The following is a 26,746-nucleotide window of genomic DNA, read 5'->3' as shown; positions in this document are numbered from 1 at the left end:
TAACTGATAACTGATAACTGATAACTGATTCAAGCGGATTTTCGCTGCTGTGTTTCATCTGGTTGCAACTGCCGTCGTCCGTTGTAGATGATGCGGAGTGCTTCTGTAAGCTGCTGCTCCAAGCTATTAAGGACAGCATCGGCATAATCATCCGCACCGCGTAGAATATCCTCTGCCTCCATAATCGCCTCTTGCCGCATCCGCTCAATTTGCCGTTCTGCTTCTTGACGCAGGCGATCGATTTGTTGCAGATTTTCTTCTTGCGCTAATAAGCACTCTTGTTGAACTTGCTGCTGGAGTTGCCTAGCTGAGAGGTCAGCTTGTTGTACGATAGTCGTCCGCTCGACAATCTGGGCTGCTTGTGTCTGTGCCGTCTGAATAATTTCATTGGCTTCTTGTTCTGCCTGCAAGAGAATGTTTTGTCTTTGCGCGACGATCGCTTGTGCTTGTTGTAACACAGTTGGTAGGAGCGATCGAATCAGATCGATTCGATCTAGCAACTGCTCCTCATCTACTAGTGTTCTGCGCGTCAGAGGAATATGGGGACTAGAAAGAATTATTTCTTCTAGCCGAGCCAATTCCTGCTGAATTTCTCCGCTACCTAGATCGGCAGCATCTGCTAGCGGCGGAAAGCCTCTATTCTCTTCAGGCTCTAGATTGGGTGAGTTTTGGCTTGGCATCGGTAAACATCCCGAGCAATGTGCGGTGGGACTAGATGGTCGATGGGACCGCCAAATTTAGCGATCTCTTTCACCACACTACTACTTAAAAAACTGTACTCATTTGATGTCGCCAAAAAAACAGTTTCAATTTCAGATGATAGCGTTTTATTGATGTGAGCCATCTGTAATTCAGCTTCAAAGTCTGAAATTGCTCGTAAACCACGGATGAGAGCTTTAGCTTGTCGCATTTGGGCGTAATTGACGGTTAAACCATCAAAACTATCGACTTCCAGATTAGGTAAATGACGAGTGGTGAGGCGAATTTGTTCTAGCCGTTCTTGCACGGTGAACATAGGTGTTTTATTCGGATTGCGCAACACGGCAACGACTAAGCGATCGAATAGCTCACAACCGCGTTCGATAATGTCGAGATGTCCCAAGGTAATTGGATCGAAGCTACCAGGATAAATGGCTAGCACTAGTCAACAGCCTCAGAGTTACTGGAAAATTATAAATCAGTTATCAGTTATCAGTTATCAGGGAATAGGGAGCAGGGGAGCAACTACCAATTACCAATTACCAATGACAAACAAAGTACCGCTAAAATTGAATGCAGCAGTGTTCTGGCTGGAATTGGTGGGCGCTCGATCGGGCTTAACCTAAAACCACTTTTGCCATTGGTGCTGTAGAGACGAGAGTGAATATCGAGCCGCAATCGCCAATTCTGGCGTTGAGAAGCGGGCTGAGGGGAAACTGGAGTATGACGGTCAAAAAATTAACGGAAGCTGACAGAACAGAAATTTTGGATTTGTATCGCAATACAGGAGAGACAACATCAACGCTAGCAGATCGCTATGGAGTGAGCAACTCTACGATTAGTCGCTTCTTAAAAGTGACTTTGCCAGAAGATGAGTATGAAACGCTCATTGCAGCTAAACGGGCGGCTCGGACCCCTGGAGGAGCAGAGAGAGAAGAGGTAGCAGCGATCGCTTCCCCTGTGGTAGAAGTACCCTCACCCACCCTAGAAGCACCCATACTAAAAACAATATCTGAACCCGAACCAGTTGTTGAAGCCCCTACCCCCAAACCTGTGAAAAAACGGCGTTCGACAGCGAAGACTGGAGCAGAAATCGAGCCGCTAGCAGAACAATTAGAGTTACTCAGTAACCCTTCCCTACCTGTAGAAGAAGAAGTGCGCGAGGAGGTAAGCGCAGAGGCTAGCCAGATTGCAGCAATTATGGTAGGAGAAGAATTGCTCGATGAAGATGAAGACGAAGATGATGAGGATGACGATCTAGAAGATTTAGAAGATTTAGAAGATCTAGACGAAGACGACGATTTCGAGGAAGAGACAACACCAGTTATTAGAAGGCGATTGCCCGTCGAAAGCTTCGTCAGGGTGTTACCGTTGTCAGAAGCAATGCTGCCGAGAACATGTTATATCGTGATCGATCGCATGGCAGAATTAATTACGCGACCGCTGAGGGATTTTGGCGATTTGGGACAAATTCCCGTGCAAGAAGTCCAACAAAAAACTCTACCGATATTTGACAACCATCGGGTAGCGCGGCGATTTTCCAGCAAACGCGATCGCGTGATTAAAGTTCCTGACAGTCGCATGTTGCAAAAAACTCGTTCTCAACTTCAATCTAAAGGCATCACACGTCTACTATTTGATGGACGAGTCTATTCTTTATCGTCTAGTTAGATTTTTGTAGAGGCGCGCTGTGTCGTGTCTCTATTTACAGGGTGAGTTATTATGTCGCGCAAAGGCGAGCCAGTGCGTTGCGGAGCCAGCGCCGTGCGGGGGGTTCCCCCGAGTCCCGCGACTGGCGTGAGGTTCCCTCCGTTGTAGCAACTGGCGTGCAAAGGCGCAAAGTGTAGTTTTGGATTTTCGCATCCTAATTTAACTTTGAGTAAGCTGCTTGTTGCGCAAAATTGTTTCTCAATTGGAACGATGGCAAAAGTTTAAGTGTCTTGTCTTGAAAGAAAGGAATCTGGTGTTGTGACAAGCGCGATCGCTCAATCTCAAGAAAATTTTACATTGCTTCTGGCTGCAAACAAAATTAAGTGGTTTCGTCGTCAGTTAACTAGTTGGGCTACTCTCAATCTGCGAGAATTTCCTTGGCGCACTACAACAGATGCTTATGCTATTTTCATCGCTGAGTTTTTGCTGCAAAAAACTAGTGCTAATACAGTTGCTCCAATTTACGCAGATTTTTTGACTCGATATCCTACCCTCGAAGATTTGGCAACGGCATCAGTAGCAGAAATTGCGATTTTACTAAAGCCTTTAGGTTTGCATTTCCGTGCCGATCGCCTTTATCAATCTGTACGAGTAATTATCGAACAATATGATGGTAAAATTCCAGCCTCAGAGGCTCAGTTGCTTTCTTTACCTGGAATTGGATTATATACGGCACGCTCTATCTGTGCCAATGCTTTTGCGCAGCCGCTAGCAATATTAGATACTAATGTGGCACGAATTTTAGAGCGATTCTTTGGTTTGCAGGGGAATCGTGTCAAGTCTCGTTGCAAGCTGTTGTGGAGTGCGGCTGAATATGTCGCTCCGAAAACAAGTGTGAGTCGGTGGAATTTAACATTATTAGATTTTGGTGCGGGAGTTTGTACGGCTAGAAATCCCAGTTGTGGAATTTGTCCGTTGCGATCGCAATGCAATTACGCCAAAATTAATCTTGATATGAATCATGAATAAAGCAAATTACGGTTTAGTTTTGGTCACAGCCGGATCGCCACAAGAAGCAGAGGCGATCGCCACTTCTTTAGTAGAATCTCAGCTAGCTGCTTGCGTGAATATTCTCCCTATCCAATCGGTTTACACGTGGCAGGGAGAAATTAATAAAGAACAAGAGTGGCAATTATTAATTAAAACAGATTTAGCTCAATTTTCTCACTTAGAAGCTAAAATCCGCGAGTTACACTCTTACGAAGTCCCTGAAATTATTGCCATTCCGATATTAGCAGGTTCTCAATCTTATCTAGACTGGATTTCTGCTTCTGTTAAATAATGTAGCGTTGCCCATACGTCTGCAATATATTCGTAAGGGGCGCACATCTGTGCGCCCCTTACGAATATGGCTATTTCAACATACTCAAATTAATTATTCCTGGAGACGATCTTTAGGATTTATATATAGGGTGCGTTATTTAACGCAACTCTACCAGAGACGAAAGCTTTGACAAAAAGTTCCCATGTCTATACTTATTTGACTGTATTATAGCGTGAAAAATTTATTTTGAACAATTGTTATAAAAATAATATGACAGTTTATTAACAGTCTACATCTGCTGCAAGCTGTGATTGGCGATCGCTACCTTAGTTGTAGTGAAGGTGATACGGCAAAGGTTTCGGGCAAGCCAATAACTCAGTAATAAATGGTAAAGAAGTTATTTGATTGTCTGATACATAAACGCCATCTTTACGACACACAATACACAAGTTTTTGTTGGCTCAAGAGTTACTTATGAAACGCTCAATTAAGTCTATCCTCGCTCTTTCTGCTGTGTCTGCATTGGCTATCATTCCTACATTTCTTCCTGTAGGAAAAGCCTCAGCTCAAACTTTTACCACAAATGGTACGGATGCGAACTATCTCGGTGGTGGTATTTCCGTAGGCGTTACCGATGGTGATAGCCCCATATACGATGATGATTCTAAAGTTGGTGGCAACGTTCAAGGACGATTCGCGATTCCAAACGCGCCTATTTCTGCCAGAGGTGCAATCTTATTTGGTAGCGATTCAACCGCATTGATGCCGTTGGTAACATATGATGTTCCAGTTGCTCCTAATACCAACCTTTACCTTGGTGGCGGTTACTCCTTCAATACTGAAGAAGGTCAATCTTCGCCTCTAGGTAACAAAGATGCTATCGTGCTAACTGCTGGTGCTGAATCTGAAGTTGGTAGCAACGTGGTTGTTTACGGTGATGCCAAGTGGGGGATTGATTCCTACAGAGACAGCGATTCCGATGCTGTCAGCATTCAAGCTGGTGCGGCTTACCGCTTTAACTAATGAGTTGAGGTAGGGGCGCACCACTGTGCGCCCCTACAAAGTCAAAGCTGGGATTGTTTACTCTTATAACTGGAGTCAGCCCCAGCTTTTCGATCGTGATAGGATCTATAGAGTTAATCTATTCATCACAAAATCGACGGAATTACCGGAGATTAAACAGCCGTAGGGGTGTTATCAAAATTTACCGGAGCGGCGGTGAAATATTTTTGTGAACTCAGCATCCAACTCTAATGGTTAAATCTTCTACTCCTCCCACCCCCGTAACTCGCAAGCCTTCCAAAGTTGAAGGGATTAAGGAACGCAGCAATTTTTTGCGGGAACCAGTCGCGACCGAAATTCTGCAAGATACAACTCATTTTACCGAAGAAGCGATCCAGATTCTTAAGTTTCACGGTTCTTATCAGCAAGATAACCGCGACAACCGGATTAAAGGTCAGGAGAAAGACTACCAATTTATGGTACGGACAAAAAACCCAGGTGGGTTCGTGCCAGCTCAATTGTATTTGACTCTGGACAAGCTGGCTGAAGAATACGGCAATCAAACTTTGCGCGTCACCACGCGGCAAGGCTTTCAGATGCATGGCATTTTGAAGCGAAATCTCAAAAGCGCGATCGCAGCCATAATTAAAAGTATGGGTTCGACGCTGGGAGCCTGTGGTGACATTAATCGTAACGTCATGGCTCCTCCGGCTCCGTTTAAAAATAAGCCAGAATACCAACATGCTTGGCAATATTCCGAGTATGTCGCTCAGTTGCTCTCACCACAAACTGGGGCATACTATGAAATCTGGCTAGATGGAGAAAAAGCCATTAGTGCGGAAGAAAACCCTGAAGTTGTAGCTGCACGGCAGAAAAATGGTACGGGAACGGTGTTTCACGATAGCGAAGAACCACTCTACGGCACGCACTATATGCCCCGTAAGTTTAAGTGCAGCGTCACCGTACCTGGTGATAACTCCGTAGATTTGTTTTCTCAAGATTTAACTTTGGTAGTCATAACCAATGACAAGCAAGAAGTAGAAGGATTTAACATCTATGCTGGTGGTGGCTTAGGACGGACGCACGGTAAGGAAGAAACTTTTGCCCGACTAGCCGACCCAATTGGTTATATAGCCAAAGCCGATGTATACGATGCTATCAAAGCAATTGTAGCTACTCAGCGCGATTACGGCGATCGCACCGACCGCCGCCACGCCCGCTTAAAATATTTAATCAATGACTGGGGCGTAGATAAATTCCGGTCGATGGTAGAAAAGTATTTGGGCAAGCCTTTGGAAGCTTCCAAGCCTCTACCAGAATGGAAATATGAAGATTTCCTCGGCTGGCACGAACAGGGTGATGGGAAGTTATTTTTGGGGATTTCGGTCGAAAACGGTCGAATCAAGGATGAAGGATCGTTTCGGTTAAGGACTGCTTTACGGGAAATCGTGCAGCAGTACAACTTATCAATGCGACTGACACCCCACCATAATGTTATTTTGTGCGATATCGCCCCAGATCAAAAGCAGGCGATCGCAAATCTACTCGTAACTCACGGTGTAGAACCTGACCCCAACGCCATCAGCCAGTTAGTTAGATACTCTATGGCTTGTCCGGCTTTGCCTACATGTGGCTTGGCAACAACTGAATCGGAACGGGTCATGCCAAGCGTCCTCCAGCGAATTGAAGTGTTATTAAATCGCTTGGGCTTGAGTCAAGAACATTTCGTCGTGCGGATGACGGGTTGTCCTAACGGTTGTGCTAGACCCTACATGGCAGAACTAGGGTTTGTCGGCAATGGTCCTAGCACGTATCAACTATGGTTGGGTGCAGATGCTAACCAAACGAGGCTGGCGCAAGTGTATATAGAGAAGTTGCCTCTCGATAACCTGGAGGCAGAATTAGAACCATTGCTGGTTTACTTCAAACAATCGCGGCAACCTAATGAAAGCTTTGGCGATTTTTGCGATCGCATTGGCTTTGACTCTTTACGAGAGTTTACCTCCAAATACGAGTTTCAAGGCGCACTGGAACCAGAAATCGCCCTACAAGATGATGGCAATGGCGAACAGGAAGCAGCTGCTAATGCAGCAACTGCGGCAAAAGCCCGTCGTCGTATCACTTTACGCGAACCAGTCTACGCAAAGCTAAAAGCTACTGCTGAGAGTCAAGGTAAACCCATGACTCAACTTGTAAATGAGGCGATAGAAGCTTTCTTACAAGGGCAATAATCGCACCTACATTTTGTGTAGAGACGTTACATGTAACGTCTCTACAATTTCTATGGCAAATACTTCTGTACCACCACCCAACCCGTGAGGGACACCCAGAGAAAACCAAGGAATAAAACTGCATTTGCGCCTACGTGGAGCGATCTCGCCCATTGACGCTTAGGACTGATTAAAGTTGCACTAACTGCCGATATTAGGGTTAATGCTACCACGATTAGTCCTGCCGTCAAGTGTTGGGAATGACCGAGAGAACCAAAATGACCCAGCGTACCGACAACACCAATTGCTAATAGCAGCAGCACTAGCAAAACCATGCTGCCACCAATACTATAGTGCAGCAAATGCAGCCAACTAGGTCTGGGATGAAAATTTGTTCTTGCCTGGAACATCTGCCAGCCTGTTACGGTCAACAGCAGATAAGCTAGTAGCGACAGACCCATCGACCAGGCTGCTATTTTCCACAACCACAAAAAAGAAGGTAAATCCAATTTATTTTAGACCCAATACAATAGCAGCAATTCTATTTCTAGTAATAGCTTACTAAATGTAGCGATCGCGCGGTTTACTTTCTTCCTTTCGGTAGAATTTGTTTATTTTTCAATTCACTATTTTTTCATTTATTAAAATAGAGCCGCTAAAGTTAGCGACTCCAATGTTAGTTAAACCGATGATCTAATCAATAGTCGTTAAAAGAGGGGATTTAAAATTTCTTTGACTTAGTTTATCTTTTTGTTCTACCGATCGCGCTGCTGGACGATCCATTTGTGCTTCTGCTTTGCTTTCTTCTAACAAGCACAAGCGTTCGCAAGGAATATTATCTGACAAAATAGCACTCGCCATCATGCCCGTGTGAATTTCTAGTGTTGCTTTAGGTGGCGCTTCAAATACAAGGCGTTGACCTGGAAACACAACTCGTTCAAAATACCAGTTAGGGATATTTGATATTCGAGCAATTTGAATCTTGCTAGTTGCGTTTACATAGCAGCAAAGAAGTCGGTCGGACTGTTCGGGTGGTAGGGAATCTAATATTTGAGCCATAACAGCTAAGGGCATGAAAGCCACTTTTATTTGATTACACATATAAGCTAACACTTAGCGATCCCCGAGTGTTGTAACTCCTACTACCAACTGATAACTTAGCTCGAATTTGTTGTCGCCTCTATCTATAGATATAAATTGATAGAAGTTAAACTTATCGGCTTTCCGATTTAGCAACCAATTGTCTGATAAATTTTTGATTTGATTTTTGCATTTAACCGCACAAAATTGGTTGACTGTAAATGATTTATGCGTTAAGGCAAAATACCAACTTATTCACGAGCGGCAATTGAGGGATCGTGCCGAGGTGACGCAAATCCAGCGATCCTAGAGGCGATCGCGTCATATCGAGCAGCGATCGCCTCTAGCTACGACAACTCATTATCTCCGATCGACCTACCACTAAGACAAGCTCGATGTTATCGTAAAGTTATATGAAAATTATTTTCAGAAATCTCTTTAATAGGGGCGCTTAGGCTCGTGAGTGAGGGCGAACTTGGAAGCTATCTAGACATGAGTTGGCTCAGCTTCACTCAGCAGCGCTGCTACTCGAACCTTGGTAAACTCTAACCTCAAACGATCGAGATGGAAAACCGTATTCTCTACGTTCGCCTTCCGTGCAACCCTATATTTCCGATTGGGGTTGTTTACTTGGCAGATCACGTTCACAAGCTTTTTCCCGAAATCGAACAGCGAATTTTTGACTTAGGGACAGTCCCACCACTCGACTTTAATTCCGCCTTAGATACTTGTATCGACGAATTTCAGCCGACGCTTTTAGTATTCTCTTGGCGAGATATTCAGATTTATGCCCCAGTAGGTGGTAGGGGTGGTAATCCCTTGCAACATTCCTTTGAGTTTTTCTACGCCTTCAATCCGTTAGTCAAATTTCGCGGTGCAACCGGATTGCTGCGATTGGCAGTTTCCTATTACAAGGAACTCTGGCGCAATCAAGGACTGATTAAACGCGGGCTAAAACGCGCTCAGAAACACCAACCAAATGCCCGTGCCGTAGTCGGTGGGGGTGCAGTTAGTGTATTTTACGAGCAGTTGCAGCATAATTTGCCCCAGGGAACGGTTGTTTCTGTCGGAGAAGGAGAAACGCTGCTAGAAAAATTGTTGCGAGGCGAAGATTTTAGTAACGAACGCTGCTACGTTGTTGGCGAAACTCAACCACGCGATCGCCTAATCCACGAAGCGCCAACACCGCTAGAAAAATCTGCTTGTAACTACGACTATATTGAAAAGATTTGGGCGGAATTCTCCTATTACCTGCAATCTTCCGACTTTTATATCGGCGTGCAAACAAAGCGCGGCTGTCCTCACAATTGCTGCTACTGCATTTACACCGTAGTAGAAGGCAAACAGGTACGGATCAACCCCGCCGATGAAGTCGTAGCCGAAATGCGACAACTATACGATCGCGGCATTCGGAATTTCTGGTTTACCGATGCCCAGTTTATCCCAGCACGGAGATTCATCGATGATGCGATCGAACTGCTGCAAAAGATCGTCGATTCAGGCATGACTGATATCCACTGGGCAGCATACATCCGCGCCGACAACCTCACCCCCGAACTATGCGATTTAATGGTAAAAACGGGGATGAATTACTTCGAGATCGGCATCACCAGCGGTTCTCAGGAACTCGTGCGGAAAATGCGGATGGGCTACAACCTGCGCACGGTGTTGGAAAACTGCCGTGACTTAAAAGCAGCAGGTTTTAACGATCTCGTCTCCGTCAATTACTCCTTCAACGTCATTGACGAACGTCCCGAAACCATTCGCCAAACGATCGCCTACCATCGCGAACTCGAACGGATCTTCGGCGCTGACAAAGTGGAACCAGCCATTTTCTTCATCGGACTCCAACCCCATACCCACTTAGAAGAATACGCCTTTAAAAATGGCATACTCAAACCAGACTACGATCCGATGAATCTCAAACCTTGGACGGTACAAAAATTATTATGGAACCCCGAACCCCTCGGTTCCTTCTTTGGTGAAGTTTGCCTACAAGCATGGCGACAAAATCCCAACGACTTCGGACGGGAAGTGATGAAAATCTTAGAAGAACGCCTCGGCTGCGCCCCTCTCGAAGAAGCCCTTTCCGCCCCTATTCCTACCACTGACAAAAAGCAACTTGTAACAGCGTAAAAAGTCAAAAGTCAAAAGTTATAAGTCAAAATTACCTTTTACCAATGACAAATGACCGATGACCAATGACCAATGACCAATGACCAATGACCAATCATGCTAGAAGGCTCCATCTTACAACAGCTCAAATCAGCACTCGAAAACACGAATCGACCCCTTAACCTGGGTGTCTACTATAAAAACACCTTGGTCGCCCTGTGTCATGCCCTAGAAGACTGCATTTTGGTTTCTGGTAGCCAACCGCTAGTCATTACGGCTTTTCAACGGGGTAAATGGTATCTGCAAGAAGCAGAACGCTACCACGATTTAGCCCAAAAATCCCGCCATGTGGCGATTATGGCAGCTCCAGATACGGGCTTTGCCGACCATCCTACTAGCAAATTACCAAATGTAGACTTAGTAGCGTTGAATCCTGAAGACCCAGTGGCGCAAGAATGGCATTTGATAATTCTTGCGCCTAGCTACACGGCAATGGTACTTTGTCAAGAGTTGTCTGAGGCGGATTACGGAGTCGGAGGTAGACCGACAATTGATTTAGAGCGTAAATTTTACGGTTTTTGGACGTTTGAGCCAGCTAGGGTAGAGAAAACAATCGACCTAGCGATCGCCCACATTAACAGTTACAACCCCGAACTCGCGCAACAGCTCAAATCTCACGTCCAGGCGATCGCCCAAGAGTCTGCCCAAGTAGAACCGGACGATTTAAATACAATCGTTTCTCGCGTGGTCGATTACCTCCAAACCAGCGAATATAGCATCAAGCAGATAGAACATCATCAGATATTAGATAGCAATTTAGTTTCCAACGAATTACAAGCCTTCCTCCGCTTGGGACAACTGATCGACCTTGCCGATACGGGTAACCCCCTCGCAGCCGCAGAAGTCGCCGCGATCGCCGAAATTATGGGGCAATTACTCAATCTTCCCGCTTGGCAGGTCAAACGCCTGCGCCTAGCCAGTCTACTCCATCGCATTGCCCCCCAATCGGTCAACGTGCAGTATGGCGAAGCCCCCAGTTGCCCTCTCATCCCAGCCGCTCAAGTTTTGCGTACCATGCCTCGCCTGAGCGCGATCGCTCAAATTATCAACCATTTCTCAGAACATTGGGATGGTAGCGGAGAGCCAGCTGGTTTGATGGGGGAGACAATCCCGTTAGAATCGCGAATTTTAGGCTTAGTGGCAGACTTTCAGCAGCGTTTTACCCATCTATCCCAATCTCATACCAGAGAGGAAGCCTTATCAACTGCGTTGGCTCAATGTCAGCAAGAACAGGGTAAAGCTTGGGAACCAAAACTTGTAGACACCCTAGAATTACTCGTGCGCGGGATGCAACAGGGTTTAACCTTACCCGTCTCCCCCACAAAAATTAGTAGCAGCATGTGGCTGATCGATGAGGAGCGAGCAGAATTCGGAATTCGGAATTCGGGAGTGGCTAGTGGCTAGTGGATAATAGCCATTGCGACTTAATTTGTCCCCTTTATCCTCTCTCTGCTCCCTGTTCCCTGACAACTGATAACTGATAACTGATAACTGAATATGACTGATTCGATTGCAGCAATTAGAGAAGGAAAAGTTAAGCAATTACCAGGAGCCAATTTAGAGGATGAAGATCTGGCAGGGTTAGATCTGGCGGAAATGAATTTGGCAGGGGCTAACTTAGTCGGAGCCGATTTTTCTGGCTCCAAGTTAGAACGATCGCGTCTGGAAGGCGCTAACCTACTCGGTAGCAAGCTTCGCGGTGCAGATTTACGCGCTAACTTTTTGGGAGCCAATTTGATGCAGGCTGACATGACAAGTGCCGATCTGCGAGGCAGTAACCTCCGAGGCGCAAATTTGATGGGCGCGAAATTATCCCAAAGCGCGATCGCCGGAGCATTTTTGAGTGGGGCAAACCTGATGAGTGCTAACTTACAAGGCGCAGATCTCAGGGGTGCAGACTTACGGGGTGTCAATCTTTCTAATGCAAATTTACAAGGAGCCAATCTCACTCAGGCAGATTTACAGGGCGCTTTGTTAAATGAAGCTAATTTAGAAGAAGCGGACTTGCAGGGAGCAAATTTAGCGGGTGCTAACCTTTCAGGTGCTAATCTTCTGTGTGCGGAGTTGGAAGGAACTAATCTTGTAGGAGTTAATTTGGCTGGTACTTGCTTGTTAGGAACCGTGGTGAAACAGTAACCAGTTATCAGTAATCAGTGACCAGCGATCGATGACTAGCTAATAGTAACCGATACCTAACTATGACTATTTACCAATTAAGCATTGACTTTTTCAGTGTTAGTACTGTAGCCTTGGCATGGCTGCTAGTATAGATTTATATTTTTAAAAAATAAATAGAAATGGCGAGCAGCCGTTTTCGGATGAGCGATCGCCCGACTGGATTTGATTCAATTCAGAATTGCAGTATTTCCCGAACAAGTTCCCGAACTAAACGACCCCTATTTAGTAGGAGTCGATACAGAAAGCGATCGCCAATGCGTGCAGGATTTATTCGTTTGTTTGTAGGAATCAGTAGCATATTTCATCTGGGAAATGGAAGAAATTGAATGACAAACAGTCCTATTCGTTCTCAAGAAGAGTTTCTGGTATTTGGCGCGCCTGTTATTGAAGCAGCAGAAATAGAAGAAGCGATCGCAACGCTCAAAAGTGGCTGGTTGGGAACAGGACCTAAGGTAGCTCAGTTTGAGCGAGATTTTGGGGTATATAAAGGAGCAGATAATGCGATCGCTGTGAATTCCTGTGGTGCAGCACTACACTTGAGCCTACTCGCGGCTTCCTTACAACCAGGAGACGAAGTCATTACCAGTCCCCTGACGTTTTGCGCCACGATCAACGCCATTACTCATGTGGGCGCGACACCCGTGCTAGCAGATGTCGATCCCGTCACGATGAATATCGATCCTGTCCAAGTTCAAGCAAAAATTACCCCTAGAACAAAGGCGATCCTACCCGTTCACTTTGCAGGTAGACCCTGTGATATGGATGCTTTATGTAATCTTGCTTTGCGCTACGGTTTGAAGATAATTGAGGATTGCGCCCACGCGATTGAAACAGAATATAAAGGTAAAAAAACAGGCACTTTTGGCGATTTTGGCTGTTTTAGTTTTTATGCCACCAAAAATATTTGTACGGGCGAAGGCGGCATGATTTTAGCGCGTAACTCCGAAGATGCCACCCGAATCAGAGCGCTGAGCTTGCATGGCATTAGTAAAGATGCTTGGAAGCGGTTTAGTGAAGAAGGATACAAACACTATCAAGTTTTGGAAAGCGGATTTAAATACAACATGATGGATCTACAAGCTGCCCTTGGCATCCATCAACTGAAGCAAGTAGAATCTCGCTGGCAGCGCCGTCAAGAGATTTGGCAGCACTACAATTGCGCTTTTGCCGATCTCCCCTTGGTACTTCCAGCAAAACCAGAACCCCATACTCGCCATGCCTATCACCTTTATCCGGTACTTATTGACGAGCAGAAAGCTGGATGCGATCGCGACACTTTTCTCAATGCGATGACAGCCGAAAACATTGGCGTGGGCGTACACTATCTCAGTATTCCAGAATACGATTACTATCAGCAAAGATTTGGTTGGCAACCAGAAGATTATCCTCAAGCAATGCGAATTGGGCGGCAGACAGTAAGTCTGCCGCTTTCTGCAAAGTTGACTCGCCAAGATGAATTAGATGTCATTCAAGCAGTGAGAAAAGTTCTAGCATCAAGTCAGACTCATGACACTATGAGGGGTGAGAAGAGAGGCACAAGCGAGGGACAAGGAAGACACATAGTAGCGTTCAACCAACAACTGTCAACTGTTAACCATCTTCGCGCAGTGTAGCGGAGCGTTTGCTGTCAACCAACCCAATCTAGGATTGCTGGATGAATGAAACTAGTTTCAGTCATTGTTTTAATTTACGATAGCGAAAAATATATTGCTGCGACACTAGAATCCGTGTTGACTCAGACATATAAATATATTGAAGTGTTGCTTGTTGACGATGGTTCTCCAGATAAGAGTATAGAAATTTGTCAGCAATTTAACGACCCAAGAATTAGAATTATTCGCCAACAAAATCGCGGCTTGCCAGGAGCGAGAAACGCAGGTATTCGGCAAGCAAAAGGAGATTATTTAGCATTTATTGATGGTGATGACTTGTGGCAACGGGATAAATTAGAGCATCACGTCAATCATCTCGCTAATTCTACAGAAGTTGGAGTTAGTTTCAGCCGTTCTGCTTTTATCGACGAAGCAGGTAAATTTTTAGGCTCGTATCAAACACCGAAACTTAAGGGAATTACCCCCTCATATCTAGTGCGGTGTAATCCTGTAGGCAACGGTTCGGCTGCTGTCGTCAGACGGGAAGTCTTTGCCGCGATCGCATTTTCACCTCGCCAATATTCAGACAACCGACACGACACGCTAGACTGCTACTTTGACGAACAATTTCGTTATTCTGGCGGCGATGTCGATCTGTGGTTGCGAATCTTATTGCAAACCAAATGGCAAATTGAAGGAATTCCCGAAGCTTTAACTTTATATCGCGTTCACTCTAGCGGACTCTCAGCTCAATTAGATCGACAATTGGCAGCAGGAGAACAATTAATTGCCAAATTTCATACTTACGCAACCCAACTAGATAGGAATTGGGAGGCGGTGATGAGAGCGTATCACTTACGCTATCTAGCTCGGAGTGCGATTCGCTGGAAATCCGACGCGATCGCGATTCAATTGATGCATCAAGCCATAGCTTCCTATTGGCGGATCGTTCTAGAATCACCACGCCAAACTGTGATGACACTTATTGCGGCTTACCTGTTGTTACTCATTCCCCGCCGCTTGCGCGCTCATTTTGAGGTCATAATCGGACAGCCAACAACAATTTTCCAAAAAGTAAGGACTAGGATAAGAATTCAGAATTAAGCGCTTGCTTGTAAGTTGTAAGTCGGAATTCCACTATCTCTAACTACTCTTTAGATAGAGAAACTCTTATTCTTATGGAGGTAGTGGCAATGTTGTGATTGGGTGTAATCTTTATTCTGTATTCAAACAGAAATACAGAGCCGTCCTATGTTTCCAGAATTCTCGCCACAACCTCGAATCCTGACTAGTCAAAAGCAACATTTACAAACTTGCTTTAATTTACCAACACATGATGAGCGCGTCGAACGAGTTTTTCGCGAAGTGAATAACTTGTTTGCTAGTCAAGAAATTCAGCAACGCTTATTAGAAAAAAGACAACGAGTCGAGCAAAAGAAAAGCCGTGGTTGATGCCAGACAACTTGGGGCTCGATCGAGAGATATAAAAGCGCTCGCGCCTACGAGAAGAACGATTAACGCGACTTGTGGCTAAATCTTCTCATGCCCAAAGCGAGCGCGCCTAAAAATAACATTCCCATTCCACCAGCGAGAGGATTGCGATCGATACCAGTTAACCATTCTGGGACGCGATCGTTATATTGCACCATTTGCCCGACATTAATTGCGTAATAACCCCAAATTAACCCAGCATGAAGACCAATTGGTAAACCCAAACGACCTTTGCCACAGCGTCTTGCCCATACAAGAGTTAAGCCTAACAACACCAAAGCTGGAAATTGCAGCAGGGTTCGCCGAATTTCTGCTAGTGGTTTAATAAAGTGCAGTGCGGCAAATATGCAAGCATTCGCCCAGAGTGCTGTCCGAGGATGGTAATCTCGCTGTAACTCATCTAACAGCCATCCCCGGAAAAGTAACTCTTCCGCAAAACCATAAGCTAGAGCAACGATTAACCCTTCAACGACAAATCGCCATAAAAAAGTAGAGGGTTGTCGCCACCATAGCAAACCCAACCAGCTTTCTAGCAAAAATAAGCTTAAAACACTAGCGACCCCAAGCCCCAAACCTATCAGTAGCTCTTGCCTATTCTGCCTAGTTGTAACCAAACCATATTCTTGTAACACGTGTGGCTGACGATAGATAGACTTTCCCCACAGCCGCAACAGGATAATAAATATCCCATATAGGAACGGCAAGGTGAGAATATTCACTAAGTTTTTGTCATCCACCCACCAATGAATCGGTGCAGCTACAGGCAACCATAGTAGCAGCAGTACTAAGATAAAAATGACCAGCCTCAAGGGAGCTGGGTAGAGGGCTATTCTGGCAAAATTGAATTTTAACAATTAGCAAGTAGTGAGTAGTGAGCGGGGAGTAGTAAGTGGTAAAAGATTCTACACTTATGACTTACTACTTATGACTTCCTATTTACTCATCTGGCTCAATCGTACTGGTCAAACCATGATTTTTGAGGGTTTCACAGTAAAACTCAGCGTGTTCTTGAGCGCAGGTAATGACTAAAGCGATGCCATTTGTATGGGCTTCCATCATAATATCTACTGCTTGTGGCTGGGTGAGGCTGGGTACAGTCTGCATCAATACCTGCACCACATGCTCCATAGGATTAAAGTCATCATTATGAAGCAACACGCGATACCGAGGTGCGAGTTTACGAACTGTTGAACGCTGCTCCAGGGTTTCGACGGACACTGCTTACTCCTCTTGTTCTGACTAACGACTTTTGGTTTAAATCTCGATTGAAACTGATTAACTTATTAAATATTTATAGCATCGAAATCCAACGACCGTAGCGATCGCACATGACTGAAGAACTGGAGGCGAGCTGTGACGAACTCTTTATGTGACTTTCAACCGCGACAAATCGTTTGTACAACCCATCAAGCTACTCACCTATATGCTGAAGTCATTCAAGTAGTGGAATCGCGCCAAATTGGGTGGTTTCGACCTTTACTACTCGTGGAATTTTTTGACGATGAGCAGCTATCGATCTCACCAACACTACTCGACCTCCGTTCTGGAGCCGATCTTCTCTGTCCTCCCTCTTTATTCCGTCCGGCAATTGATACTGAGGTCATACCGTTGCTGATGCAATTGTCAGCTTGGGAACCGCCATTAGAGCACGATCCGGTTGCCTTCAAACGATTGCATCAATTCATTCAACAGGCTTTGCTGCTTGACGAGAAGTGAAGAGGTTGTTAGTTATTGGTTGTTGGAAACCGATCGCTGGTTGCCACTCGTTGCCTGCTGCTCAAAAACTTCTGATATTTCCATTTGAATTTCTGATGCAATCTATAGTAATTTCTAACGATTGATGGGAACTTGGTTGCTATCGTTAATTTCTCATGGCTTAGAATTGGCGATCGGCTGTTGCATAAGTCTTTTGCAAATCAGATCGAATTATCAGAATGCGATCTTTACGGTTAATAACATTCAGAATTCTGATGCTTCAGGATCGGAATTATCAAAAATTAATATGTATTTGAGGAACAAATTGTCTTGTTTTTCGGTCGCGGGGATTTAACCTTCAGACTAGTATCTACTGACAATTGACCGTTATGGATCTCAAGCTATCTATCTAGTGAGTTAGACTCAACTGTATACTCAGTCACACAAACTAGAAAAATCAAGTCAAACTGCTTGCTCTTCTCGGTTTCTACCATCTGGTAGATGTTGATGTATCATGCCAGTAGCGTAGAATCTAGAAATCATTTAACCTGGCTATGTACGAGAGATTGACCTCAATAAAAAGTCAGCAAAAGTTAGTCCTACTGCACGAGATCGCTTGGCAAAAGATTGTTTTCCACGTGAAATTGGTCGATCGGTAGGATGATTCCGCTGAGTGGTATTCTATTGGTACAAATTTCAATCGCTAATTTGAATCAATCGAGTACTATGTAAATAATTGATGAAGATGTTCTCGTTGGTATAGTTAAATACTTTTCTTTTAGAATAAACGCTGGTAGCTTGGAATCACAATGAATGATTTAATAAATATTTAAGATTTAAGTAACTAAAGAGCTAAATAGAAAAAGCAAGACAAAAGGAAAAATACTTCATATAATAGACCCATTTGATTTCATTAAATTTCGATTTCATCCTATTCAATTTAACCCCATTCGATTTCACCAATTTGCACGGAAGCGTTAATGATGCAAACAATGACTGCTCCTAGAGCTACAGTAATTCGCCCTAACGGTCACTTTAATGCAGCGAATGCCGCTGACTTTCAGCAATACCTGACCGCAGAAGTTACACAGGCAACACACGACTGTGTGGTCGTCAACCTAGAACAAGTAGAGTCGATGGATAGTGCCGGTTTGATGGTATTAGTTCATGGATTGAGAGTGGCACAATCGCTCGGAAAAAGTTTCCACCTTTGCTCTGTTGCACCTTCAATTCGGATTATCTTTGAGTTGACTCAACTAGATAGCGTATTTGAAATTTTAGATACACCTATAGAGGTTACAGCAGCTTAGCGGGAAGCTAGGTGCGAGCAATTTATGACTATTTGATATATGACTGTCTGATGTTTCGCAGCAGCAGGTACTGTTCTTCCAGCCGCGATCGCCGATTGATGCTAGCTTTAGAGTGATAAGTCAGGGATTGGCACGAGAGGCGCAAAGTGGCAGTTGCAGTAGAAACATTACTAACGGCTGAGATTCAACGTCCAGCTCGCTATTTAGGTAACGAGCTGGGAGCTATACGGAAGAATTGGCAATCGGCAGATGTACGCTGGGTACTGACATATCCTGAGTTGTATGAAGTTGGTGCATCTAATCTAGGGCACGTCATTCTATACAATATTTTGAATGCACAGCCTCGCCAAATGTGCGATCGCGCCTACCTCCCAGCGCCCGACCTAGCAGCAAAGCTACGCGAGACGCACACCCCCTTATTTGCTGTTGAATCGAGAAGATCGTTAACAGAATTTGATATTTTAGGCTTCAGCCTCAGTTACGAGTTAGGAGCTACCAATATTTTAGAAATGTTGGATTTAGCTGGTATTCCTCTAACTTGGCGTGAAAGAGCTGAGGGAGCTAAGAGAGATAAGAAAGCTGGGGGAGCTGAGGGAGAAAAACCAAGCGCCACTCACCACTCAAATACCAACTACCAATTACCAACTACCAATTACCAACTACCAATTACCAATTATCCACTCATTTTTGCAGGCGGGCAGACGGCAACATCAAACCCCGAACCCTATGCTGATTTTTTCGATTTTATTGCTTTAGGTGACGGGGAAGAACTGTTACCGGAAATTGGTTTAGTCGTTGCAGAAGGCAAGGCAGCAGGGTTAAATCGAGAAGAACTTTTGCTGGATCTGGCGCAAATCCCAGGGGTCTACGTGCCGCGATTTTACGATCTGGCAATAGATGGTTCCATTCACCCTAATCGTCCAGACGTTCCAGAGAAGATAATTCGGCGCGTTGCTACGCCCATCCCAGCGTATTCTACAGGCTTAGTTCCTTACGTCGAGACAGTCCACGATCGCCTCACGATCGAAATTCGGCGCGGTTGTACTCGCGGCTGTCGCTTTTGCCAACCAGGAATGCTCACTCGTCCCGCACGGGACGTAGAACCGGAGCAGGTTGTCGAGGCGATCGAAACGGGAATGAGGGCAACGGGATACAACGAATTTTCCCTGCTTTCCCTCAGTTGTTCCGACTATTTATCTCTTCCCGCTGTAGGGATGGAGATTAAGAACCGCCTGCAAAACGAAAATATTTCCCTTTCGCTTCCTAGTCAGCGAGTAGACCGTTTCGATGAAAATATCGCAAATATTTTGGGGGGTTATCGCCAAAGCGGGTTGACCTTTGCCCCAGAAGCTGGAACCCAACGGATGCGAGATATCGTAAATAAGGGCTTGACGAATGAAGAATTATTGCGAGGCGTAAAAACAGCTTGGGAACAAGGCTGGGATAAAATCAAGCTCTACTTCATGATTGGATTGCCTGGGGAAACAGATGTCGATGTGTTGGGGATCGCGGAAACCGTCGCTTGGCTGCAACGGGAATGTCGCGCCCAAGGTAGAAAACCTTTGGCATTCAATTTAACAATTTCCAACTTTACACCCAAACCCCACACCCCGTTTCAATGGCATTCTGTCTCTACTGGCGAATTCCAGCGCAAGCAAGACTTATTACGCCAAGAGTTTCGTCGCATGAGAGGGGTCAAAGTTAATTTTACCGACGTGCGGATCTCGGCAATGGAAGACTTCATCGGACGAGGCGATCGCCGTTTATCTACCGTATTGCGCCGCGCTTGGGAACTGGGTGCGGGAATGGACTCGTGGTACGACAGCGTAGAGAGAGCGTATAACGCTTGGGGACAAGCGATCGCCGAATCTGGCTTAACCTGGAAGTATCGCCAAGTCGAGCAGGGCGAGTGGAATTTGATGCAAGGGAGCAGGGAGCTGGGACGAGCTGGGAGCAGGGGAGTAGAGGAGCAGAGGGAGCAGAGGGAGCAAAACCTACTTGCTTTTTCGACTCCCGACTCCCGTACGGGCGGGTTTCCAAACCCGCCCCTACCGACTCTCGACTCCCTAGATCGCCCTCTACCCTGGGATCGGATCGACACGGGGATCGAGAAAAAGTGGCTTAAGGAAGATCTGCAACGCGCTATGGAGGCTGCAACCGTCCCCGATTGCTCTTTTGATGGTTGTTCTCACTGCGGCGTTTGTGGAATCGATTTCGGTCACAACATTGTCATCGAACCACCATCAATTCCCCAATTTGCCGGACAGTACGTTCCTAACAATACCAAAGTTCAAAGACTGCGACTCCGGTTTGGCAAGCTGGGAGATATGGCGCTAGTGAGCCATCTCGACTTGATGCGCCTGTTCGATCGCGCCGTCCGACGAGCCGCATTGCCCGTATCCTTTACAGCCGGATTTAGCCCCAGTCCGAGGATTTCTGTAGCGTTGGCTCTTCCTTTGGGAGTAACGAGTAGTGGGGAGATTGTCGATTTTGAACTAACTCAAATCATCGATCCCGCAGTTTTCCGCCAACAACTGAGCAGTCAGTTACCAACAGACATACCTATATACGATGCGATCGCGCTCGATTTAAAAGCACCTGCGGCAATGAAAACTCTAACGGGAGCAGAGTACATCCTGACAATAGCGCCAACTCAAACGACAAAACCGACACAATGGCAAGAATGGTTAGACACAATTAAGCACTCAACCGAAATTTGGTGGGAGCAGACGACAAAATCTAAGAAAACTTATCAGGTGAACTTGCGCGATCGCCTATTTGAATTAGAATTAGTTCCACCACATAACCCAGATACAGGAGAACCAGACAATACCTTTGACTTGCGCTATACGGGTAGTTGCTCTCAAGACGGCAATCACCTGAAACCAGAACACGTCACGTTCATGCTAGAGCAAGTTGCCCGCCAAGAAATCCAACTGCTTCACATCCATCGCCAGCAACTCATCTTGCAGTGAGCAGGGAGCAGGGAGCAGGGAGCAGGGAGTAGGGAGTAGGGAGTAGGGAGTAGTTACTTACGACTTACGAATTACGACTTCTCCAATTAATTGCTTTTTCTCAAGCATGAGTTAAAATTGAGCTAACAGAAGTTTTCTAGCGCTGCATTGGATTTCCGATTCGCTCTCCCAAATGGGACAGTAGCGCAAATTATTGAGAAGCATCCACGATTCTTTTGCATAGCACTTGAAACGGAGCGGTCGTCTCATTAGTCGCTAAGAGCGTTTCTTGAAGCCAGTGACAGGCAAAACAGGCTTTTTAGGTGTCTGTGAATTAGGTGTCTGCGAACTAATATTGTGCTCCTGTCCGTAAATTAAGGATGAGAGACAAGATTAAAACTACAAAAAATGCTCGGTTCTCAGAGCAGACTTATGTATGCAGCAGTTTTGAAAACATTTTGTTATGCTTTTAAACTGCCAGCATCTTTAGATTTAGTTGCGATCGAGCGTGGTGAGCGCCACTATTATTTCCAGCAGCGCCTACCTTCAGTCAATCGAAGCGAGAGAGGAGACCTCAAAGCTTCTGATGCTGCGAATTTTTGAGGGAATTGAATGCCAAAACAAATTATCATAGCAGAGCAGCATCACATTGCTGCTGTTTTTTCAGAAGATCAAATTCAAGAACTCGTCGTTGCTACCGGACGACATCAAGTTGGTGATATTTACCTCGGTGTCGTAGAAAACGTTTTACCAGGTATAGATGCAGCTTTCGTAAACATTGGCGATTCAGAACGAAACGGTTTTATCCACGTTACCGATCTCGGACCGTTAAAGCTGAAACGGACTGCGGCAGCGATTACAGAACTACTTGCACCGCAGCAAAAAGTCTTAGTCCAGGTGATGAAAGAGCCGACGGGCAATAAGGGACCCAGGCTCACGGGTAATATCACTTTACCCAGTCGCTACGTAGTTTTGATGCCGTTTGGACGGGGAGTTAACTTATCACAACGGATCAGAAATGAAAACGAACGCAACCGCTTGCGGGCTTTAGCAATTTTAATTAAACCTGCTGGCATGGGTTTGTTAATTCGTACCGAAGCCGAAGGCAAGCCAGAAGAAGCAATTATTGAAGATCTAGAGGCGATCCAAAAACAGTGGGAAGAGGTGTTACTGAAAGCGCAATCTACCCGCGCTCCCTCTTTACTTAACCGCGATGACGATTTCATTCAGCGCGTCTTGCGAGATATGTACGGTTCGGACGTAAATCGCATCGTGGTAGACTCTGCTACCGGACTCAAGCGGGTCAAGCAATACTTGATGAACTGGGGTGGCGGACAGCCGCCTCAAGGGTTATTGATCGACCACCATCGCGATCGCATTCCCATTTTGGAATATTTCCGCATCAATGCCGCAATTCGCGAAGCCCTCAAACCGCGAGTTGAGTTGCCTTCTGGCGGTTATATCATTATTCAACCGACGGAAGCATTAACGGTCATTGACGTAAACTCTGGTTCCTTCACTCGTTCCGCTACGGCAAGAGAAACCGTATTGTGGACGAACTGCGAAGCGGCAACAGAAATTGCCCGACAGTTGCGTTTGCGTAACCTGGCAGGGGTGATCGTGGTAGATTTCATTGATATGGAATCGCGCCGCGACCAGTTACAAGTCTTAGAGCATTTCAATAAAGCCTTAAGAGCGGACAAAGCCAGACCGCAAATTGCTCAACTGTCAGAATTGGGTTTAGTCGAACTGACCCGCAAACGCCAAGGTCAAAATATTTACGAACTCTTCGGGCGCACCTGTCCTACATGCGGCGGCTTAGGGCATGTCGTACACCTGCCAGGAGAATCGGAAGAACGCGAAGTATCAATGCCACCAGCAGCACGAGAACCCGAATGGTCAGCCCCACAGCCAGCACGGGACTCATATCGCGTCATGCCCAACCCTCGGTCAGTAGAACCCCGCGAAAGTAGTAGTAGTAGTAGTAGTAGTTGGGGATTGGAAGCAGAAAGTTTTAGTAACGACTTCGATAGCGATCGCCAAGACTTAATGCCGATCAACCATCCCAATTATCAAGAAATTGGCGACGCGGCGGGGAATAATCGGCGGCGGCGGCGGCGGCGCATCGGCGAGGGGGGCTATAAAGAAGAAAATCCACGGGCAACGGCTAATTCACTTACCCTGCTCAACGACCGAGATACAGAACCAGAAGTAGAATCGGAAGGGGCAATTGCCGCTGAAGTTTCCTATGGCGATCGCCGCGATGCCGCAGGCGGAACGCTAAGTCGCGACCATCGCGGCTGGGTAGAAAAACCAGAGCGGTCTAAACCCATAAAGCCGGAACCTGTCAAAGTCGCGATCGATCCACCAGAAACAATTGTGGTGGAAATGACACCCGAGGAACAGGAAATTTACGCCGTCATGGGCGTATCGCCCCTAGTACGCTTAGACAGGGAAGTGAAAAATCCCAAATCTGCGATCGTGCAAGTCGTTTTGCCTGGGCAAGCACCTCCTTTGCCTCAAAGTGAAAATGGCACAATGTCCGATTCAGAAGTATCTACCATTAACATTGACAGCGTGGCTGCTGCCGATACTCCGGTTATAGCTGCAATTCCTGAAATCACTGAATCGGAACTACCAGCGACAGTAGACAGCGAAACCGATCGCAAAACTCCAGTCCGTCGCCGTCGCCGTCGTTCTTCGGCAGATGGTGACGAGTAGATTCCGTGTCAATATCTCTCCAAATCCTCTTAAAAAGGGGGATTGTGTATAGTGTAGGGTGGGCGATGCCCACCTACTTTTTTCGATTGACTATTATGGCTGAGTCATCGTCCATTCAAAAACTGAAATCTAAAGTTCAAAATGGTATTACCCAGGACTTTGACTCAGGTTTAAGCGATCGATACTCTATCCTCATAGCTGGAGTAGATGAAGTAGGCAGAGGCGCTTTATTTGGTCCGGTGGTAGCAGCGGCAGTAGTTTTACCCCCATCAGCCTTGAAGGAATTAGTAGCAGCCCAGATTAGAGATAGCAAAAAACTATCGTGCGCTCGCCGTTTGAAATTAGCAGCCCATATTTGTCAGGTAGCACTTGATTGGCAGATTGGTTTTGCGACCTCTGCCGAAATCGATCGCATTAATATCTTGCAAGCATCGTTACTAGCCATGAAACGGGCAGTCCTGAAACTGAAAATTCAGCCCGAACTATGCTTAGTCGATGGCAGACAACCCATTAAAGATTTATTTATCCCGCAACAGGCGATCGTCAAAGGAGACGAGCAATCTTTGGCGATCGCCTCTGCTAGTATCGTGGCTAAAGTGTGGCGCGATGCCCTAATTACTCGCCTTGCAGTCAAATATCCCCAGTACGATTTAGTCACAAATAAAGGATACGGAACTCAGCGACACATTAAGGGATTGAAACAACACGGTCCCTGTCGCTTGCATCGGCTGTCTTTTCGTCCCTGTCAAGTGAGGGAGCAGGGAGTAGGGAGCAGGGAGTAGGGAAGAGTTGTTGACGGTCAGTGGCTGGTTGACTACCTCAAGCCTCGCTTACTGGTAACTGATAACTGGTAACTGGTAACTGATTTTGATTGTCGTTCACCCAACTGCGGTAGTCGGTCAAAAGTTGATGTAACAAGCGTTGCTTAATCGTCACCAACACGCTTTTGAGCAAGCCATTGCCAGTAGTCTCAACAATTGGTTGGGGTGTCATATTCAAAGGAAAAGGCAGTTCAACCTTTACCTCTAGATCGGCTTTACCTTTCAGTAAAGTAATATTCTGATGTTGATAAGGAGCTAAATGACCTTGAAGGTTTAACTCAAACCGTTGGTTAATGTAATCTAATCCCAAAATTTCACAAGCAACCGATCGCAAATTCACCGTACCGTTCGGTTCTGTCCACACTTTCAAGTCTGCGGTTGGTTGAATGTTCAGGGTCATAAATGAGAGCGGACGGATCTTCAACCGAAAGCTTTCACAATCTAACTGCTCGATCCGGCTGGGGTCTACCAGAGCTTTTACCAAACGTTGGGGTTGACGCAGGTAGTGTTGGATCGGTACGGGTTGTTCTGGGACAACAATTTCAACAGACTGAGAGGCGGTGAACCGAGTATACATGGGTTGCAATGTTGCCTATAGAGAGAATTTATAGTTTCTTTAAGCCCATGAGTTCATCCTACTGGAATTCAGTCCAAAAGATGAACGAATCATGAAGGTAATCTTTACACTTGTTAACGATTATAAAGTACTATGAAGTTCTTTGCTCAAATCAGTGGCTAGTGGCTGGTGACTAGTGGAACCAGAATTGCTCCCTTGTCCCCCTTGTCTTCCCTCTGCTCCCTGCTCCCTGCTCCCTACTCCCTGCTCCCTGCTATATTGAGTTATGACTTTTAGCGGCGCTAGCAGGCGAACATGACCGTATCGATTGCCCATTTGGGACCTAGTGGCACTTATTCCGAACAAGCTGCGATCGCCTATCGCGATCGATTGCAACAGGAAGGACAAGAGACAGCCTTGCATCCCTACCCCAGCATTCCTCAAACCCTCAAGGCTGTGGCGCAAGGAGAAGCACAAATTGCTGTCGTACCAGTCGAGAATTCGATTGAGGGCAGTGTTGCCGTTACTTTAGATATGATGTGGCTGTTGGATACTCTACAAATTCAACTGGCTTTAGTCTTGCCAATTGCCCATGTTTTGCTTTCCCACGCTCAAAGTCTGGATACGCTGCAAGTCGTCTATTCTCATCCTCAAGCACTGGCACAGTGTCAGTTGTGGTTCACGCAATTTTTGCCACATGTCCAATTGATTCCGACAAATTCTACAACTGAGGCATTACAGCACTTAGAGCGGGAGAAAACTGCGGGGGCAATATCTTCTCTACGGGCAGCAAAACTTTATAACTTACCCGTGTTAGCTAGTGGTATCTCTGACTATCCCGATAATTGCACGCGGTTTTGGGTACTCAGTCGTCAGTCCTCAACCGTAGGCAGTCACACGTCTCTAGCTTTTAGTTTACCTGCCAACGTTCCAGGTGCATTGGTAAAACCGCTTCAGGTATTTGCCCAAAGAAATATCAATCTCAGTCGGATTGAGTCTCGTCCGACTAAGCGATCGCTAGGCGAATATCTCTATTTTATTGACTTAGAAGGCGACTCTCATAACAGTGCTGTGGAGTCAGCTTTAACAGAATTAACGGCACATACAGAAATCTTAAAGAATTTTGGCAGCTACAAAGTCGTGCTGCTCAACCAAAACAACTAGGCAGGATGAAGAGAGAATAGCAATTTTTCACAAGTATGGCGATCGCTTTCATATGTGTGGCGATCGCATTGCAATACTTAGAAACATTAGCACTAGCGATCCACTGATATGAGATCCTAAAAAA

28 protein-coding genes are annotated in these 26,746 nt (G+C 45.8%); 20 read left to right on the top strand and 8 right to left on the bottom strand.

What is annotated here, in order from left to right:
- Nucleotides 1–29 precede the first annotated feature (29 nt).
- Nucleotides 30–680, bottom strand: coding sequence for an ATP synthase subunit B family protein (locus CHRO_RS21500; RefSeq protein WP_015156331.1), 651 nt, complete (start codon nucleotides 678–680; stop codon nucleotides 30–32).
- Nucleotides 653–1,141 (bottom strand): pantetheine-phosphate adenylyltransferase, encoded by a 489-nt coding sequence (gene coaD / locus CHRO_RS21495; protein WP_015156330.1) that lies wholly within the window; start codon nucleotides 1,139–1,141, stop codon nucleotides 653–655. The genes CHRO_RS21500 and coaD overlap by 28 nt, the downstream gene beginning before the upstream one ends.
- On the opposite strand from coaD, the gene CHRO_RS21490 reads away from it, so the two are divergent.
- The 6 genes from CHRO_RS21490 to sir all read left to right on the top strand — a co-directional run bounded on the left by CHRO_RS21490 (nucleotide 1,131) and on the right by sir (nucleotide 6,906).
- Nucleotides 1,131–1,325 carry a hypothetical protein gene (locus CHRO_RS21490; RefSeq protein ID WP_041462581.1) on the top strand — a complete coding sequence of 65 codons (195 nt, stop codon included), beginning with the start codon at nucleotides 1,131–1,133 and terminating at the stop codon, nucleotides 1,323–1,325. The genes coaD and CHRO_RS21490 overlap by 11 nt on opposite strands.
- A gap of 97 nt (nucleotides 1,326–1,422) precedes the next feature.
- Complete coding sequence (locus CHRO_RS21485) at nucleotides 1,423–2,370, top strand: helix-turn-helix domain-containing protein (protein ID WP_015156329.1); 948 nt, start codon at nucleotides 1,423–1,425, stop codon at nucleotides 2,368–2,370.
- A 297-nt stretch (nucleotides 2,371–2,667) separates the two neighbouring features.
- Nucleotides 2,668–3,378 (top strand): HhH-GPD family protein, encoded by a 711-nt coding sequence (locus CHRO_RS21480; protein WP_015156328.1) that lies wholly within the window; start codon nucleotides 2,668–2,670, stop codon nucleotides 3,376–3,378.
- Entirely contained in the window at nucleotides 3,371–3,691 is a 321-nt protein-coding gene (cutA, locus tag CHRO_RS21475; protein ID WP_015156327.1) for a divalent-cation tolerance protein CutA, read from the top strand. The genes CHRO_RS21480 and cutA overlap by 8 nt, the downstream gene beginning before the upstream one ends.
- 456 nt (nucleotides 3,692–4,147) lie before the next feature.
- A complete protein-coding gene (locus CHRO_RS21470) occupies nucleotides 4,148–4,696 on the top strand; it encodes an outer membrane beta-barrel protein (protein ID WP_015156326.1) in 549 nt (182 codons plus the stop codon).
- A gap of 230 nt (nucleotides 4,697–4,926) precedes the next feature.
- Entirely contained in the window at nucleotides 4,927–6,906 is a 1,980-nt protein-coding gene (gene sir, locus CHRO_RS21465) for a sulfite reductase, ferredoxin dependent (RefSeq protein WP_015156325.1), read from the top strand.
- Nucleotides 6,907–6,956: 50 nt separating this feature from the next.
- Here sir and CHRO_RS21460 read toward each other — a convergent pair whose 3' ends face one another.
- Nucleotides 6,957–7,394 carry a DUF4079 domain-containing protein gene (locus CHRO_RS21460; RefSeq protein ID WP_041462580.1) on the bottom strand — a complete coding sequence of 146 codons (438 nt, stop codon included), beginning with the start codon at nucleotides 7,392–7,394 and terminating at the stop codon, nucleotides 6,957–6,959.
- Nucleotides 7,395–7,578: 184 nt separating this feature from the next.
- Nucleotides 7,579–7,944, bottom strand: coding sequence for a DUF1830 domain-containing protein (locus CHRO_RS21455; RefSeq protein ID WP_051033365.1), 366 nt, complete (start codon nucleotides 7,942–7,944; stop codon nucleotides 7,579–7,581).
- A gap of 585 nt (nucleotides 7,945–8,529) precedes the next feature.
- Here CHRO_RS21455 and CHRO_RS21450 point away from each other — a divergent pair.
- From CHRO_RS21450 to CHRO_RS21425, 7 genes are all read left to right on the top strand, one after another.
- Entirely contained in the window at nucleotides 8,530–10,101 is a 1,572-nt protein-coding gene (locus tag CHRO_RS21450) for a photosystem II high light acclimation radical SAM protein (protein WP_015156322.1), read from the top strand.
- 96 nt (nucleotides 10,102–10,197) lie between these two features.
- Nucleotides 10,198–11,544, top strand: a complete 1,347-nt coding sequence (locus tag CHRO_RS21445) for a DICT sensory domain-containing protein (protein ID WP_015156321.1) — start codon at nucleotides 10,198–10,200, stop codon at nucleotides 11,542–11,544.
- 93 nt (nucleotides 11,545–11,637) lie between these two features.
- Nucleotides 11,638–12,276, top strand: coding sequence for a pentapeptide repeat-containing protein (locus CHRO_RS21440; protein ID WP_015156320.1), 639 nt, complete (start codon nucleotides 11,638–11,640; stop codon nucleotides 12,274–12,276).
- Nucleotides 12,277–12,480: 204 nt separating this feature from the next.
- Complete coding sequence (locus CHRO_RS34515) at nucleotides 12,481–12,603, top strand: hypothetical protein (RefSeq protein WP_256498591.1); 123 nt, start codon at nucleotides 12,481–12,483, stop codon at nucleotides 12,601–12,603.
- 41 nt (nucleotides 12,604–12,644) lie between these two features.
- Nucleotides 12,645–13,931: a DegT/DnrJ/EryC1/StrS family aminotransferase gene (locus tag CHRO_RS21435; protein WP_015156319.1), complete on the top strand. Its 1,287-nt coding sequence runs from the start codon at nucleotides 12,645–12,647 to the stop codon at nucleotides 13,929–13,931.
- Between the two features lie 45 nt (nucleotides 13,932–13,976).
- A complete protein-coding gene (locus CHRO_RS21430) occupies nucleotides 13,977–15,014 on the top strand; it encodes a glycosyltransferase family 2 protein (RefSeq protein ID WP_015156318.1) in 1,038 nt (345 codons plus the stop codon).
- A 147-nt stretch (nucleotides 15,015–15,161) separates the two neighbouring features.
- Nucleotides 15,162–15,362, top strand: coding sequence for a hypothetical protein (locus tag CHRO_RS21425; protein WP_015156317.1), 201 nt, complete (start codon nucleotides 15,162–15,164; stop codon nucleotides 15,360–15,362).
- Between the two features lie 62 nt (nucleotides 15,363–15,424).
- Here the strand turns inward: CHRO_RS21425 and CHRO_RS21420 are convergent, their stop codons facing one another.
- Nucleotides 15,425–16,210 (bottom strand): CPBP family intramembrane glutamic endopeptidase, encoded by a 786-nt coding sequence (locus tag CHRO_RS21420; protein WP_245570501.1) that lies wholly within the window; start codon nucleotides 16,208–16,210, stop codon nucleotides 15,425–15,427.
- 127 nt (nucleotides 16,211–16,337) lie between these two features.
- Entirely contained in the window at nucleotides 16,338–16,619 is a 282-nt protein-coding gene (gene clpS / locus CHRO_RS21415; RefSeq protein WP_015156315.1) for an ATP-dependent Clp protease adapter ClpS, read from the bottom strand.
- A 135-nt stretch (nucleotides 16,620–16,754) separates the two neighbouring features.
- Here clpS and CHRO_RS21410 point away from each other — a divergent pair, with 135 nt between their 5' ends.
- The 6 genes from CHRO_RS21410 to CHRO_RS21390 all read left to right on the top strand — a co-directional run bounded on the left by CHRO_RS21410 (nucleotide 16,755) and on the right by CHRO_RS21390 (nucleotide 24,863).
- The gene (locus CHRO_RS21410; protein WP_015156314.1) at nucleotides 16,755–17,117 is read left to right on the top strand and encodes a hypothetical protein; all 363 of its coding nucleotides are present in this window, start codon (nucleotides 16,755–16,757) and stop codon (nucleotides 17,115–17,117) included.
- Between the two features lie 959 nt (nucleotides 17,118–18,076).
- Nucleotides 18,077–18,406, top strand: a complete 330-nt coding sequence (locus tag CHRO_RS21405; protein WP_015156313.1) for an STAS domain-containing protein — start codon at nucleotides 18,077–18,079, stop codon at nucleotides 18,404–18,406.
- A gap of 146 nt (nucleotides 18,407–18,552) precedes the next feature.
- Nucleotides 18,553–21,381 (top strand): TIGR03936 family radical SAM-associated protein, encoded by a 2,829-nt coding sequence (locus tag CHRO_RS21400; RefSeq protein WP_015156312.1) that lies wholly within the window; start codon nucleotides 18,553–18,555, stop codon nucleotides 21,379–21,381.
- A 411-nt stretch (nucleotides 21,382–21,792) separates the two neighbouring features.
- Nucleotides 21,793–21,963 carry a hypothetical protein gene (locus CHRO_RS32750; RefSeq protein WP_015156311.1) on the top strand — a complete coding sequence of 57 codons (171 nt, stop codon included), beginning with the start codon at nucleotides 21,793–21,795 and terminating at the stop codon, nucleotides 21,961–21,963.
- A 9-nt stretch (nucleotides 21,964–21,972) separates the two neighbouring features.
- Nucleotides 21,973–24,081: a ribonuclease E gene (rne, locus tag CHRO_RS21395; protein WP_015156310.1), complete on the top strand. Its 2,109-nt coding sequence runs from the start codon at nucleotides 21,973–21,975 to the stop codon at nucleotides 24,079–24,081.
- 95 nt (nucleotides 24,082–24,176) lie between these two features.
- Nucleotides 24,177–24,863, top strand: coding sequence for a ribonuclease HII (locus CHRO_RS21390; protein WP_041463385.1), 687 nt, complete (start codon nucleotides 24,177–24,179; stop codon nucleotides 24,861–24,863).
- A gap of 37 nt (nucleotides 24,864–24,900) precedes the next feature.
- Here CHRO_RS21390 and CHRO_RS21385 read toward each other — a convergent pair whose 3' ends face one another.
- Nucleotides 24,901–25,479 (bottom strand): DUF1997 domain-containing protein, encoded by a 579-nt coding sequence (locus tag CHRO_RS21385; RefSeq protein WP_015156308.1) that lies wholly within the window; start codon nucleotides 25,477–25,479, stop codon nucleotides 24,901–24,903.
- Nucleotides 25,480–25,599: 120 nt separating this feature from the next.
- A complete protein-coding gene (locus CHRO_RS32745; RefSeq protein ID WP_132867434.1) occupies nucleotides 25,600–25,794 on the bottom strand; it encodes a hypothetical protein in 195 nt (64 codons plus the stop codon).
- Here CHRO_RS32745 and pheA point away from each other — a divergent pair.
- Nucleotides 25,774–26,622: a prephenate dehydratase gene (gene pheA / locus CHRO_RS21380; RefSeq protein ID WP_015156307.1), complete on the top strand. Its 849-nt coding sequence runs from the start codon at nucleotides 25,774–25,776 to the stop codon at nucleotides 26,620–26,622. The two genes, CHRO_RS32745 and pheA, sit on opposite strands and share 21 nt — an antisense overlap.
- The last annotated feature ends 124 nt before the right edge of the window (nucleotides 26,623–26,746 follow it).

Source organism: Chroococcidiopsis thermalis PCC 7203 (assembly GCF_000317125.1).
In the GTDB taxonomy this organism is placed as follows: Bacteria; Cyanobacteriota; Cyanobacteriia; order Cyanobacteriales; family Chroococcidiopsidaceae; genus Chroococcidiopsis; species Chroococcidiopsis thermalis.
The sequence above is the reverse complement of the archived record's forward strand: the minus strand, read 5'-3'. Positions and strand labels throughout refer to the sequence as shown.